Source organism: Clostridium sp. JN-9 (genome assembly GCF_004103695.1).
In the GTDB taxonomy this organism is placed as follows: Bacteria; Bacillota; Clostridia; order Clostridiales; family Clostridiaceae; genus JN-9.
This window is the reverse complement of record NZ_CP035280.1, coordinates 1,508,451-1,521,932: the sequence shown is the minus strand read 5'-3', so window position 1 is coordinate 1,521,932 and position 13,482 is coordinate 1,508,451. Positions and strand designations below refer to the sequence as shown.

The following is a 13,482-nucleotide window of genomic DNA, read 5'->3' as shown; positions in this document are numbered from 1 at the left end:
ATGGGTTCTGGAAAAATGAATACTAGAATGTCTCGAAATAGAGCAAACAGGAAAAATTATATGAAAATATTATCTGCTTCTTTCATTCTTATAGCTGTTTTTACATTAACATTAATCTATTCATATAATAAAGCATTAAGTATTTCAAAGAAAAACAACACAAATTATAATTTACCTAATAATGAGACTTCATCAAATGTAAAAAAACCAGTTACTGATAAAATTCCTCCTAAAGAAAAGAAGTCAGAGCCAGTTGAAATTCTACTCAGCGCTGCTGGAGACTGTACTATAGGAACAGACTTATCATTTGATAAAAGCTCGTCACTGCCTGCAGTTGTAATGAATAATAATAATGGTCTTTCTTATCTTTTCAAAAATGCACTGCCATATTTTAAAGAAGATGATATTACAATTGTAAATCTTGAAACCACATTCACTGACTCCGATACTCCTGCTAATAAACAATTCAGATTCAAGGCACCTGCAAGCTTTGCTTCAGCTTTACCCCTTGGCTCTATAGAAGCTGTTAATATTTCAAACAATCATATATATGACTATCTTGATAAAGGTCTTAGTGATACTTTAAAAGCATTAAAAAATCAAAATGTCAATTACTTTGGTGAAGGAAATGCATGGATTAAAGAGATAAAAGGTGTTAAATTTGGATTTCTTGGCTACACAGGCTGGAACAGCAGTGCAGAGATTAGGAATAAAATGAAAAAGGATATTGAAAATTTAAAAAATAATAATTGTATTGTAATAGTAAGTTTCCATTGGGGTGTGGAAAACAGCAATTTCCCAAATTCAACCCAAAAGGAGCTTGGTCACTTTGCTATTGATGAAGGCGCAGATTTAGTTATAGGTCATCATCCCCATGTAATTGAAGGCATTGAAAAGTATAAAAATAAATATATTTGTTACAGCCTTGGGAATTTCTGTTTTGGAGGAAATGTTAACCCTTCTGATAAAGATACATTTATATTTCAGATAAAGTATACTGCTGATTCAGGAAATATTATTAAATATGAAGTAAGAGCTGTACCTTTCAGCATTTCATCTGTAAATTATATTAATGATTACTGCCCCACTCCTTTAACAGGAGCTTCTAAAAATAGAGTTTTAAAAAGGATAAATGATTATTATCCAAATAATGAATTTAAAATTACTGATTCATTCCAATAGCACAAATATGAACACTAAAGCACTGTTTATTTTAAAACAGTGCTTTACATATTATGTATTATTTAATCCTTGTAAAATACAAAACTTGGGAATTCATTAACTTCTCCATTATCATCCTTTATTTTGTAAATTAAAACATTGCTGCAGGCAGGGGTTGAATATGTCTGGGTAATAATCTTTGAACTTATGAGCTCATATTCCTTTCCCGGAGTAAGGGCCATTTTAACACCTATTTCTGCTTCAGTATTCTCCTTAAATTTAACTGTTTTAATTTTTATTGTATTTCTATCAATCATATTAAACATCCTTTCGTTAATATTTTTGTCACAAATGTTTACTTAATTTTAAATTATATAATGTGATTTAAATATATATACCTTTCAAAAAACATATTATATAAATGTAAAAAGTCTCTATCTAAGTTAGTATACTAAAATATAAAAAAATTTGCAAATTGAACATACCTTCTCCAAAGTTATTATTATCTTTCTCAAAACTTTGATAAATATGCTTAAGAATTGTTTTTAGCATGTTTATCCTCTCATTGTAAAAAGTATTATGTTTAAAAAGCTGTATTATTGCTAAAAATAACATTGTGAGGTGATAAATATGGATGAAAGAGTTTTTCATGAGCCACTGACATTTGACCATCCTGAAAAGCTTCTCCAGGGAATTACTGTAGACCAGGGTGATATTAATGTGAAGTCTTATCTTGATGAAAATGAAGGCTGCATAAGATTTAATACTATAATTACTGACAAAGCTACTGGTAAGGAGACAAGGCGTGATGTAGTAGTTGGAGAATTAGAAGAGGAAGATGACATAGACTAAGAATAGCATAAAATTTAACAAATTATAAAAATAAAGTAAGGAGGGAACCCTATTTTAATATAGTGTTCCCTCTTTTCACATTTAAACAAGCTGTTCTGACATTATATTTGTCAAATTTAACTTTGCTATTCTGTTTTTTATCTCCTCATTATCAATAGAATATAAACCATTTCTCTTCATCCTCTTAAAATACTCAGCACCTGCAAAGGTATATCTGTTTCTCCTGCCTTCCTTAGTCATCATCATATAATTAGCATAGCTTATAATATCTCCTATAGCTGTAGCTTTTGGCAGAATCAAAAGAGGCATTCCAAGACAACTTCTCACTGCATTGTGACCTGCAAGTGCACCTGTACACATAGCTTCTGTATGCCCAACAAAGAGTCCTGCCTTTTCTCCTGCACAGAACATATTGTCAAGACCTGTAACCTTCATATCGTTAGTTCTTGGTGCAACAGACAGATATCTTATTGAATTGCCTTTTCCTCCTGCATATGGATCTACATATTTTACATATTCAAGTCCAGGAATCTTTCTTAACTTTTCCAAAGGGTAATATGATGTCATAAGCTTTGCATGGCCGGTATCAAGAAGAATTATATTTTCTGCGTATTCCTTTAAAGCATACTGCTGACATACTTTTTGTTTAAGCTTATCTAAATTAACATCCTCTGCAGGGACCTTAATTACAACAACACCTTTTTCCTCTAATTCCTGAACTATTTCCTTAGATAATGTTTCCTTTGCCAGCTTACAGGATCCACTCATAGCTCCAAAAACATCATCTTCTCTTTCTCCCTGCAGATCATCTACTCCTGCTCTGGCACTCAGGCTTATTCTTGGACCAAAAGAGGGACATCTTAAAACGCACATAGAGCATCCATTTCCATACTTCAGGCAGTTTCCCATGGGTCCTGTAGAACCTGTGGTTTCTATAAACACATCACCTTCAATGTAAGTTCCATCAGAAAGATAAATACCAAGTATCTTGTTTTTTTCCTTTTTTACATCAATAACCCTTTTTATAAAGTTAACTTCTATACCCTTACTTTTAATGTATTTTCTTACTTCAGGCTCAATTCTATTTACATTATAAAGCCATGCATGTTCATGGGCTGGAAAATTGATATTCTTATGTGTGCTGTTAGCATCAGTTATATTTATTAAATCTCCTCCACCTAAGGCTAAAAGTTCCTCAGCAGCTGTATATCTCCCATTATTTCTCATTATGCCTCCCACGTTTCCAAGCCCCAGAAGCATATCAGTCTTTTCATAAATACTTACCTGTGCACCGGCTTTTTTAGCCGATAAAGCTGCGGAGCATCCTGCCCATCCTCCACCTATTACAATAACCTTCATTAAAAATATCCTCCCATTTTATATTAATCTTCTATCTTTAAAAATATATTCAGGTTCTGTCTGGAGTTTACATAATCTTTTAACAACATGACCCTTATATCTAACGCTGCAGGTTCCGCATATGCCCTCTCCACAGCACATTTTGGCATTATTGCAGCAGGTTAACTTAACCTCATCATTTTTTACATTTTCTAAAAGTTCATAAATAATTATGTCTTGAGCATCTACATGAATAAGTTTAATATTTTCTTTAATGATATTTTCTTTTACTAATTTTTTAAATTCTTCTGTTAGTTGTCCTTTCTTTAATACAGGTACCTTCATTACTTTTGCACTGCACATATTTAAATATTCTTGAATAAAAGTATCATTATAGTTAACTGTATCCAAAATAACAAAAATATTATTTCCATTAGAATACAGCTTTTTCATTACAGGAATTAATGGAGCCTGGCCTATTCCTATTGCAATAAGCAGTACATTACTGTCCCTGCATTTGTATATACTTTTTAGTCCCAATACCCCATTCCAGTATGGGCCTCTTAATAACACCTTATCATTTTCGTTTAAAGTTAAAAGCTCTTTTGTCTTTATTCCTTTGCTTTCTATGACAACCTTAATTATATTTTCTTCCAAATCTACATCCATAACAGAAATAGGTGTATCATAAAAAGCTACTGTATCTTCCTTTCTTAGAAATACATAACTTCCCGGATGTACTAAATCCTGAGCCATTTTATGTGTTACGCTGATATGAAACATAAAATAGGAATCATTTATGATTTCTTTTTTGATTATCCTGCATAAAAAGCTCTTTCTTTCACCCTTTGCCTTGCAGCCATTCCAGAAATACTCCTGATAGATGCAGACTCCTTTCCAATTAACACAATCGCAGAAGCTTTTACCGCATAATTGAGAACATAATATGCAGTCCCCGCTCTCAGCTAAATGACATGGACAATATTCTGTGCCTGCATCAATGCAATCTCTAATTTCATAGTTCATGTTTTACCTCCAAAACATTAGTGACTTTAAAAACCTAGTAAATTTCCCTACTATTAAAATATCTTAACAATTAAATTTTGTTACAAAAAAATACTGCTATTTAAGCAGTATCTTAATTATTTACTTTTTGTTTAAGCCATTTAAATGGATTGAGTTCATGAACTTTAACAGTATTAGATGCTATTAGAGGAGAATTAATTAATAATTTTTCATTGCAGTAAACATTAACTTTACCTATGTTATCACCCTTATTTACTGTTGTATCTATTTTTAGAGGCTTTTTTATTTCAACTCTTAAATTATCACAGTCTTTTACAGGTAAAACTATATCACTTTGAGACTGCAGTTTAATAACACCCCTTGATGTAAATATCTCCCCCATTTTCTGATCTTTTGCAATAACTTTTTTATATTCATAGTTTTTCATTACATAATCATAAATTTTTGTGGTTTCCTTCCAGCGTGGAGTACTGTTCAAAACTACTATAACTACGTCGTGACCTTTTACATCTACAGAAGTTACAAGGCACCTTCCAGCTCCTCCTGTAAATCCGGTTTTTACTCCATTGGCTCCCTGAAGCTGCCATAGTATTTTATTTATGTTATGATAGCTTCTTGTAAATGCATGCTCTGATGCCTCTACATCTTTAGATGAAACTATATCATTAAATAAATCATATTGCTTTGCAATACATGTAAGGTATGCCAGATCATATGCAGTGGAATAATGATTTAAGCTGTCTAATCCATGTGGAGACTCAAAATGAGTATTTGAAAGTCCAAGGGAAACAGCATATTCATTCATTAAGTTTACAAATTCATCCACACTGCCGCACATTCCCTCTGAAATAGCTATAGCTGCATCATTGCCAGATCTCAGCATTAACCCATATAGTAATTCTTTTAAAGATATACGTTCTCCTTTCCTGTAACCTACTGTGGACCCTTTTATACCAGATGCTTTATCCGATATTTCAATTAATTTATCTAAATCTCCATATTTCAGTGCTACTAAAATAGTCATTATCTTAGTGGTACTTGCAATAGGCACAGTGATACGGGAATTCTTTTCTAATAAAGGTATTTTAGTTGTACTATCCATAGCAATGGCACATTTGGCATTAATATATGGAACTTTATCATTATTTAAATCATCAGCATTTACAGTATGGAAACCAGCTATTATAAAAATCATTGTAAATATAAAGACTGAGGCTCTTTTTATTTTCATTCGTAAAATTACCCTCTTTCAATTAAAATTTTTATCCATGTATTATTTTTTGCAATAATTCTATAATTAATACTGATATTTTTCTCCATTATTATATTTTTTAGTTAATTGGTAATACTATGAAATGGCAATTATGCAAATCCATGTTCTTTGGAGGAAATATACTTATGAAATTATTTTTCATTTTTCTAGCTTTTTTATTACTGGTACCTTTCCCAATTAAAATTAAATTTAAACTTATTAATAAAAAATTTTATTTATTTATATATAGTTTCAGGATAGATATAAGCAAAAATATAAAAAAATATAATGCTGAAACCATAAAAAAGAAGAAAACCTTTAGGAAAACCTCAATAATTGAATTATTACATAAGTTTGATAAAAATCCCATGAAACCATATAACTACTTTTCAATAAACATGGATTACGGCTTTGAAGATGCTGCTTTTACAGGTTTATTTTATGGAATGATTTACAATACCTATCCATGGATATATAAATTTTTATCCATTTTTTTAAATGTAAAAAGGTATAATTTCAGTGTTAAGCCTCATTTTAATAAATCTTTTTTTAATTTAGAAATAAATAGTATATTTCTATTAAATATAGTAAATGTTATTTGTATAATCATTTTAATCCTATCAGTGCACTTTAGCATAAAAAAAGCTGATATTGATTAATTTTAAAATATTTAATATTGGAGGGTATAAAAATGGAAAACAGTCATCCTATAGAAAATCTTATGAAATCAACTATGGAAAACATTAAAGAAATGGTTGATGTTAATACCATTGTTGGAGATCCAGTAGAATCCAAAGATGGTACAATAATTATTCCACTATCTAAGGTATCATTTGGGTTTGCATCTGGTGGAAGTGAATTTAATGGAAAAGTTAACAATGGAAATCTGAAATATCCTTTTGGAGGTGGAAGCGGAGCAGGTGTCAGTGTGAAACCTGTGGCATTTTTAGTAATCAAGCAAGATGCAGTAAGGGTATTATCTGTTGATCAGGACAATACTTATGATAGGATTGTAGACAGTATACCTCAGGTTATTGATATGTTGAAAGGATTTTTTAATAAAGATGGTAAAAATACCTGCAAAAAAAATAATCAAGGGAAAGAAAACAAGTCTTCTTTTGGTGAAGACACAGTTGCCATTGATGAAGATGAGGATTAACTTTCCTCATCTTCACTATATTTATCTATTAGAGTCTCCAGCTGAGGCATTTGATTTAAATTTTCCAGCCCGAAAAACTTTAAGAATTCATCTGTTGTTGAATAAAGAATTGGTCTTCCAGGTACATCTAATCTTCCCGTTTCCTTTATTAAATTTTTCTCTGCCAGTGTGAGAACTGCCCTATCACTTTTTACCCCTCTGATCTCATCAATTTCAATTCTAGTTATAGGCTGCTTGTATGCAATTATAGATAATGTTTCTAATGCTGCCTGCGACAAGGATTGTCTCACATTTGTTTTTAAAAGCTTTTGTACATACTCTGAATTCTTAGGTTTGGTTACAAGCTGATATGTATCATTAACATTAATTAATTTTATTCCCCTATCCTCACGTGAATATTCTTTAATCATGCAATCCAGCAAATCTTTTGTAAAAGGAATACTGCATTCAATTATATTTGATATATATTCAATTTTAAGGGGCTCACCGCTTGCAAATAATAAAGATTCAATAATAGAGAAATAAATATCCTTATTTGGTGGTTCTTCAATTTTAATTTGATTAATATTAGTGTTCTTCATTTATGTCGGCTCCCTCTATATAAATTTCACTAAAGCTGCTGTCCTGTGTCACCTTTGCAGCCTTTAACTTTATTAATTCCAGCAGTGCTAAAAATGAAACAATTACTTCTATTTTTGATTCACAGCCGCTGACTATCCTGGAAAAGCTTGTGTTTTTTGATGTCCTTATTCTGTCCTGAATGAAAATCATCTTATCTTCAATTTTATATCTGTCAATTGCTATTCCTTTATCTATGTTAATATTATCATTCATCCTATTTTTATATTTATTCATTAAATCATTGTAAACATAATATAATTTCAATATGGTTACATTTTTTAGAATATCCTCTAATTTGTTTTCTTTTTTATTTTCCACAATTATTTCAGGTTTTTTACTGAAGGTTACTCCGTTTTCTTCCATCTTCTCCTTAAAATAAACTGATACTGCCTTATACTTTTTATATTCCAGAAGTTTTTGAACAAGCTCTTTTCTTGGATCATTACCTTCAAGATCCGCAGCACTCTCATCATTTTTCGCCTTTGGAAGAAGAGTTTTTGATTTAATTTCAATAAGCGTTGCTGCAATAACTATAAATTCTGAAGTTATTTCAAGGTCAAGATCCCTCATTGACCTTAAATATTGTAAATATTGATCTGTTATTTCATATATACTTATATTATAAATATCCATTTCATTTTTCTTTATTAAGTGAAGTAATAAATCAAAAGGGCCTTCAAAATTATGTATTTTTATATTTAATGACATAAAGATCTCTCCTATATAAATATTAAAAAAAGCATTTATAATTTAAGATTATCATACTTAAATTATAAATGCCACCGCAAATAATTATATTGCTTTATCAAAAGCATTTTTGAAATTGTTTTTCAAATAATCAAAAACACCGCCATTTTTAAAATCTCTGTCAGTATAAATATCAGCTTTTCCCCTTAATTCTCCATCAACATAAACTTCGCAATATCCAACCACATCATTTTTTTTGTATCCTTTTTTAGTCTTTGGCTCAAGTATAATATATTTTTGAGTTATTTTATTATCCCTGCCCTTTTCAACTACTATATTTAAATCATCACAAGCCTTGGCATAAATAAACTTTTCACTTTTCCCAGTTAACTGTATTTTATCCAATGTTGAATCCTTTTTAATTACATTTTTAGCTTCATATTTAGAAAATCCATAATTCATCAGCATACTTGCATCCCTGTTTCTCACTTTATATGTTGGAGCTCCCATAATTACTGCAAGCATTCTAACATTATCCCTTACTGCTGTTGATGAAATACAATACTTGGCTTCTTCTGTGAACCCTGTCTTAAGCCCATCACAGCCTTTAAAAAACCTAACAAGTTTATTATGATTCACTAGTCCTATTGGTGTTTTTCTTCCTTCGGATATAGTTTCCATATATGTTCCTGAATATTTAAGAATTTTAGGATGTTTTAATAATTCTCTGCTCATTAATGTTATATCATATGCACTTGTTAAATGTCCCTGAATAGGAAGCCCTGTGCAGTTTTTAAAAGTTGTATCTTTCATTCCAAGACTGGCAGCTCTTTCATTCATTTTAACCACAAAACTTTCTTCAGATCCTGCAAGGTATTCAGCCATGGCTACTGCAGCATCATTTCCAGATGCTATTGCTATACCCTTTAAAAGTTCCTCCACTGTACGAACTTCTCCAGTATCTAAAAGCATAGTACTCCCACCCATTTTCTTTGCATTTTCACTTGCTGTAACTTTATCTGAGAGTTTTATCTTTCCGCTATCTATAGCTTCCATAGTCAAAAGCATAGTCATTATTTTTGTAACAGATGCTGGAGCTAATTTTTCATGAGAGCCTTTTTCATAAATTATTTTACCGCTTACAGGTTCCATAAGTATTGCGGATTTTGCATCTACATTTATTCCGCTGTTTTCTCCTTCTGCTCCTGCAAAATTATTGGTGCAAATCAATGGCGTTAAAAATAATGTTAAACAGCTAACTGAAATAATTTTTTTAATTAACTTATTCATCATTACACTCCTTTCCTTGAGTTTATTTTCCCCAACATTTCATTAATTTATGGCTATTATTATTTTCCAAATAAGGATGCAAAAATCCCCATAAATACTTTTGATTAAGTATTTATGGGGATTTATATTTATCTTATCACATCATATATAAGTTTTTTATCTTCTTTATATGAATCAGTTACTTCATAATTTGCATTTATGTCATTTACTGCCTTGTTTCCTTTATCCTTATCATTAGCATATACATAAGCTAATATATCACCTTTAGAAACTTTATCTCCTCTTTTTTTATTTAAGACCATGCCTACTGCCAGGTCTATTTTACTGTCCTTTGTTGCTCTTCCTGCTCCAAGCTCCATTGCTATAAGTCCTATATTTTGAGCATGGATTTTTGATATAAGTCCATCTTTAAGGCATACTACGGGAATAACATATTTTGCCTTAGGAAGCAGCTCTGTGTTTTCTATACAGCTTGTATCTCCTCCCTGAGCAGCTACAAATTCTTTTAGTTTCTTCAAAGCCTTTCCGTTTTCTATAACATCTAAAAGCATTTCTCTTGCTTCTTCAATATTTCCTGCTTTCTTTGCCAACACTACCATATTGCTTCCTAAAGTAAGGCATAGTTCAAGTAAATCCTTAGGTCCCTTGCCTTTTAAGGTATTAATTGCTTCCTTTACCTCTAAAGCATTTCCTATGGCAAATCCAAGGGGCTGATCCATATCTGAAATTACAGCAATAGTATTTCTTCCTACGCTTTTTCCTATACTCACCATTTCATCAGCTAATTCTCTTGCTGCCTCTGGAGTTTTCATAAAAGCTCCATCTCCAACTTTTACATCCAGTACAATGCAGTCTGCTCCTGCGGCAATTTTTTTACTCATTATGCTGGAAGCTATTAAAGAAACATTATCTACCGTGGCAGTTACATCCCTTAGTGCATATAGCTTTTTATCTGCGGGAGCCAGATCACCTGTTTGTCCTGCAACTGCCAGCTTAATATTATTTACATTTTCAATAAATTTATCTTCAGTCATTTCCACTGAAAATCCTTTAAAAGATTCTAATTTATCTATTGTTCCTCCAGTATGTCCAAGTCCTCTTCCTGACATCTTTGCAACGGGTATTCCTAAAGCTGCTACCATTGGTCCAAGTACTAATGTTGTAGTATCTCCAACTCCTCCCGTGCTGTGCTTGTCAACTTTTATTCCTTCAATTTTTGACAGATCCAAAACATCGCCTGATTTAACCATAGCCATAGTTAAATCTGCAGTTTCCCTTCTATTCATTTTTTTAAAATATATAGCCATGGTTAATGCAGATGCCTGATAATCAGGAATGTTTCCCTTTGTATAGTTTTCAATAAAAAAATTAATTTCTTCAGTTGACAACTCTAATCCATTTCTTTTTTTCATTATAATATCATACATTCTCATGATAAAGTCCCCCTGTTTACATCTGTCCTATAATTTCTTTAACTAATGCAACAAATTTATCCATTGCTTTATTAGCTGTTTCCATAACCTTCTTATGATCTAATGGTTCCAGATTATCAGCAATTGCCATATCTGTTATACATGATATTCCTAGTACTTTCATACTCATATGGTTAGCAACGATTACTTCAGGTACCGTAGACATGCCAACTGCATCCCCTCCAATTAACCTCAGCATTCTAAGCTCTGCAGGTGTTTCATAGTTTGGTCCAGATACTGAAGCATATACACCCTTTTTAATTTCAATATTTAATTTATCTGCAGATTTCTCTGCAAGTTCTACTAATGATTTGTCATAAGCATTAGACATATCCGGAAATCTTGGTCCTAATTCTTCATAGTTTTTTCCTATTAAAGGATTTGTACCAATTAAATTTAAATGGTCTGTAATAATCATTAAATCCCCAGCTGAAAATTTAGGATTCATACCGCCAGCAGCATTGGAAACAATTAAATTGTTTATGCCTAAACTCTTAATCACTCTTACAGCAAAAGTAACCTTTTCCATTTTATAACCTTCATAGTAATGAAATCTGCCATTTAGGACAAGAACTCTCTTTCCATTTAAGTCACCTAATATCAGTTCTCCAGCATGACCTTTAACTGTTGATACAGGAAAATTCGGTATATCCTTGTATTTTATTGTTATTTTATTTTCAATATCATTAACTATACTTCCAAGTCCTGTGCCCAGTATAATAGCTGCATCCACATTCCTGTTGTCTACACTTAATATATATTCCTTACTTTGCTTTATTTTATCTAATAAATCCATAGTGACCTCCATATATTTATAATTAATTAATTTCACTTATGATTTTATTTACTAGTTTTGTAAACTTATCTTTTACCTTATTTGAAGTTTCTATAACCTCTGTGTGAACTAATGGCTGATTCAATATTCCTGCTGCCATATTTGTGATACATGATATTCCTAAAACTTTAATGCCGCAGTGATTAGCAGCAATTACTTCAGGAACAGTAGACATTCCTACAGCATCCCCTCCTAATAATCTTGCCATTCTGACTTCTGCAGGAGTTTCATAACATGGTCCAGTCATCATAATGTATGTGCCTTCCACAACTTTTATATTTAAGCTTAAAGCACAATTTTCCGCTATATCTATAAGCTGTTTTGAATATGCTTCTGACATATCCGGGAATCTAGGTCCTATCTCTTCTTCATTTCTGCCTATTAAAGGGTTGTTAAATGCAAAATTAATATGATCTTTTATAATCATTAAATCTCCAGGTACAAATGTTGTATTTACTCCACCAGCTGCATTAGTAACAATTAAAGTTTTAATGCCCAGTTTCTTCATTATATGTACTGGAAGCACTACATCCTCCATTGAATTTCCCTCATAATAGTGAACTCTTCCCTGCATCATTACCACATTTTTACCCTGCATTTCTCCAAATACAAATCTTCCTACATGGCCTTTTACTGTTGAAACAGGCATATTAGGAATTTCACTATAATTTACATAAGTAGGATTTATAACATAGTCTGCTAAATCTCCTAATCCAGAGCCAAGTATTATTCCTATTTCAGGATTATTTTTGATTTTTGATTTTACATACTGGGAACTTTCATTAATTTTTTTTAAATTCATTTAATCCACTCCTCGTCTTTTTGATATAATGCTATAAATTTATTTTATTTAAATATAAAAAATATGTAAACTTAATTTATATGGTGTTTTTTCATGCCCTTGGATGTGCTTTTTTATAAACTTCAGCTATTTTACTTTTTTTCACTATTGTTGAATATATCTGAGTAGAACCTAAATCATTATGTCCAAGCATTTCCTGAACTGATTTTATATCTGCTCCATTTTCCAAAAGGTGTACAGCAAATGAATGTCTTAGTGTATATGAGTTTATGGTTTTATTTATTCCCGATTTTTTAGCATAATATTTAATAGTTTTCCAAAATCCCTGTCTTGTCATTTTTGTTCCATGTAAATTTAAAAATAACAAATCCAGATTGTAGATGTTTATTTCATTTCTTACTGCCAGATATTTATTTATATATTTGACGGCATAAGAGCCAATTGGAATAATCCTCTCCTTTTCTTTGTACCAACACATTTAATATATGATAATTTTAAGTTCACATCAAATATAGTTAAACTTAGAAGCTCGTTAACTTTAAGCCCGGCAGCATACATTAACTCAAGCATAGCTTTATCCCTTATGCCTTTATTATTAATAAGATCAGGAGAGCTTAAAAGCCTGTCCACTTCTCCTACAGTTAAAATTTCAGGTATATTATGCTGAATTTTAGGCATTTCATAGTTTATAGTTGGTTCTTCATGTATAATATTTTTTCTTATTAAATATTTATAGAAGTTTCTTATAGAAACAATATTTCGGGCAATAGAGGAGTTAGCCTTTCCCTTCTTTTTAAGCTCCTGAGTAAAGGCCATTAAAGTAATAACATTGATTTTTAATATATTTTCATTTCTTTCAATTAGAAAATTTGAAAATCTTTTTAAATCCCTGGAATAAGCATCTACTGTGTTATCACTCATTTTTTTCTCTTTTAAAAAATCAATATACTCATCAATATACTCTCCCATTTTTTTCTCCTTAATTTA

At 31.2% G+C, this 13,482-nt stretch carries 14 protein-coding genes and 1 pseudogene; 4 read left to right on the top strand and 11 right to left on the bottom strand.

Annotated features, from left to right (window positions below; all coding sequences use genetic code 11):
* The gene (locus EQM05_RS07355) at positions 1 to 1,182 is read left to right on the top strand and encodes a CapA family protein (protein WP_128749431.1); all 1,182 of its coding nucleotides are present in this window, start codon (positions 1 to 3) and stop codon (positions 1,180 to 1,182) included.
* A gap of 62 nt (positions 1,183 to 1,244) precedes the next feature.
* On the opposite strand, the gene EQM05_RS07350 is transcribed toward EQM05_RS07355, so the two are convergent.
* The gene (locus EQM05_RS07350) at positions 1,245 to 1,478 is read right to left on the bottom strand and encodes a hypothetical protein (protein ID WP_128749430.1); all 234 of its coding nucleotides are present in this window, start codon (positions 1,476 to 1,478) and stop codon (positions 1,245 to 1,247) included.
* Positions 1,479 to 1,791: 313 nt separating this feature from the next.
* Here EQM05_RS07350 and EQM05_RS07345 point away from each other — a divergent pair, with 313 nt between their 5' ends.
* Entirely contained in the window at positions 1,792 to 2,013 is a 222-nt protein-coding gene (locus EQM05_RS07345) for a hypothetical protein (RefSeq protein ID WP_128749429.1), read from the top strand.
* 81 nt (positions 2,014 to 2,094) lie between these two features.
* Here EQM05_RS07345 and EQM05_RS07340 read toward each other — a convergent pair whose 3' ends face one another.
* The 3 genes from EQM05_RS07340 to EQM05_RS07330 form a co-directional block, all read right to left on the bottom strand.
* Positions 2,095 to 3,372 (bottom strand): FAD-dependent oxidoreductase, encoded by a 1,278-nt coding sequence (locus tag EQM05_RS07340; protein WP_128749428.1) that lies wholly within the window; start codon positions 3,370 to 3,372, stop codon positions 2,095 to 2,097.
* A gap of 18 nt (positions 3,373 to 3,390) precedes the next feature.
* Positions 3,391 to 4,377: a sulfide/dihydroorotate dehydrogenase-like FAD/NAD-binding protein gene (locus EQM05_RS07335; protein ID WP_128749427.1), complete on the bottom strand. Its 987-nt coding sequence runs from the start codon at positions 4,375 to 4,377 to the stop codon at positions 3,391 to 3,393.
* A gap of 112 nt (positions 4,378 to 4,489) precedes the next feature.
* A complete protein-coding gene (locus EQM05_RS07330) occupies positions 4,490 to 5,608 on the bottom strand; it encodes a D-alanyl-D-alanine carboxypeptidase family protein (RefSeq protein ID WP_128749426.1) in 1,119 nt (372 codons plus the stop codon).
* A gap of 167 nt (positions 5,609 to 5,775) precedes the next feature.
* On the opposite strand from EQM05_RS07330, the gene EQM05_RS07325 reads away from it, so the two are divergent.
* Together EQM05_RS07325 and ytfJ are read left to right on the top strand one after the other, a co-directional pair.
* Positions 5,776 to 6,288 (top strand): DUF2953 domain-containing protein, encoded by a 513-nt coding sequence (locus tag EQM05_RS07325; protein ID WP_164917234.1) that lies wholly within the window; start codon positions 5,776 to 5,778, stop codon positions 6,286 to 6,288.
* 32 nt (positions 6,289 to 6,320) lie between these two features.
* Positions 6,321 to 6,788: a GerW family sporulation protein gene (gene ytfJ, locus EQM05_RS07320; RefSeq protein ID WP_128749424.1), complete on the top strand. Its 468-nt coding sequence runs from the start codon at positions 6,321 to 6,323 to the stop codon at positions 6,786 to 6,788.
* Here ytfJ and scpB read toward each other — a convergent pair.
* From scpB to xerD, 7 genes and pseudogenes are all read right to left on the bottom strand, one after another.
* Positions 6,785 to 7,369, bottom strand: a complete 585-nt coding sequence (gene scpB, locus EQM05_RS07315; RefSeq protein WP_128749423.1) for an SMC-Scp complex subunit ScpB — start codon at positions 7,367 to 7,369, stop codon at positions 6,785 to 6,787. The genes ytfJ and scpB overlap by 4 nt on opposite strands.
* Positions 7,356 to 8,117: a segregation/condensation protein A gene (locus tag EQM05_RS07310; RefSeq protein WP_128749422.1), complete on the bottom strand. Its 762-nt coding sequence runs from the start codon at positions 8,115 to 8,117 to the stop codon at positions 7,356 to 7,358. Before EQM05_RS07310 ends, scpB begins: the two co-directional genes overlap by 14 nt.
* Before the next feature lie 84 nt (positions 8,118 to 8,201).
* Positions 8,202 to 9,386 (bottom strand): D-alanyl-D-alanine carboxypeptidase family protein, encoded by a 1,185-nt coding sequence (locus EQM05_RS07305; RefSeq protein ID WP_128749421.1) that lies wholly within the window; start codon positions 9,384 to 9,386, stop codon positions 8,202 to 8,204.
* A 128-nt stretch (positions 9,387 to 9,514) separates the two neighbouring features.
* Positions 9,515 to 10,819 (bottom strand): pyrimidine-nucleoside phosphorylase, encoded by a 1,305-nt coding sequence (locus EQM05_RS07300; RefSeq protein WP_128749420.1) that lies wholly within the window; start codon positions 10,817 to 10,819, stop codon positions 9,515 to 9,517.
* 16 nt (positions 10,820 to 10,835) lie between these two features.
* Complete coding sequence (locus EQM05_RS07295) at positions 10,836 to 11,654, bottom strand: purine-nucleoside phosphorylase (RefSeq protein WP_128749419.1); 819 nt, start codon at positions 11,652 to 11,654, stop codon at positions 10,836 to 10,838.
* A 22-nt stretch (positions 11,655 to 11,676) separates the two neighbouring features.
* A complete protein-coding gene (locus EQM05_RS07290) occupies positions 11,677 to 12,495 on the bottom strand; it encodes a purine-nucleoside phosphorylase (protein ID WP_128749418.1) in 819 nt (272 codons plus the stop codon).
* Between the two features lie 91 nt (positions 12,496 to 12,586).
* Positions 12,587 to 13,464, bottom strand: a pseudogene (xerD, locus tag EQM05_RS07285) (site-specific tyrosine recombinase XerD).
* Positions 13,465 to 13,482 lie beyond the last annotated feature (18 nt).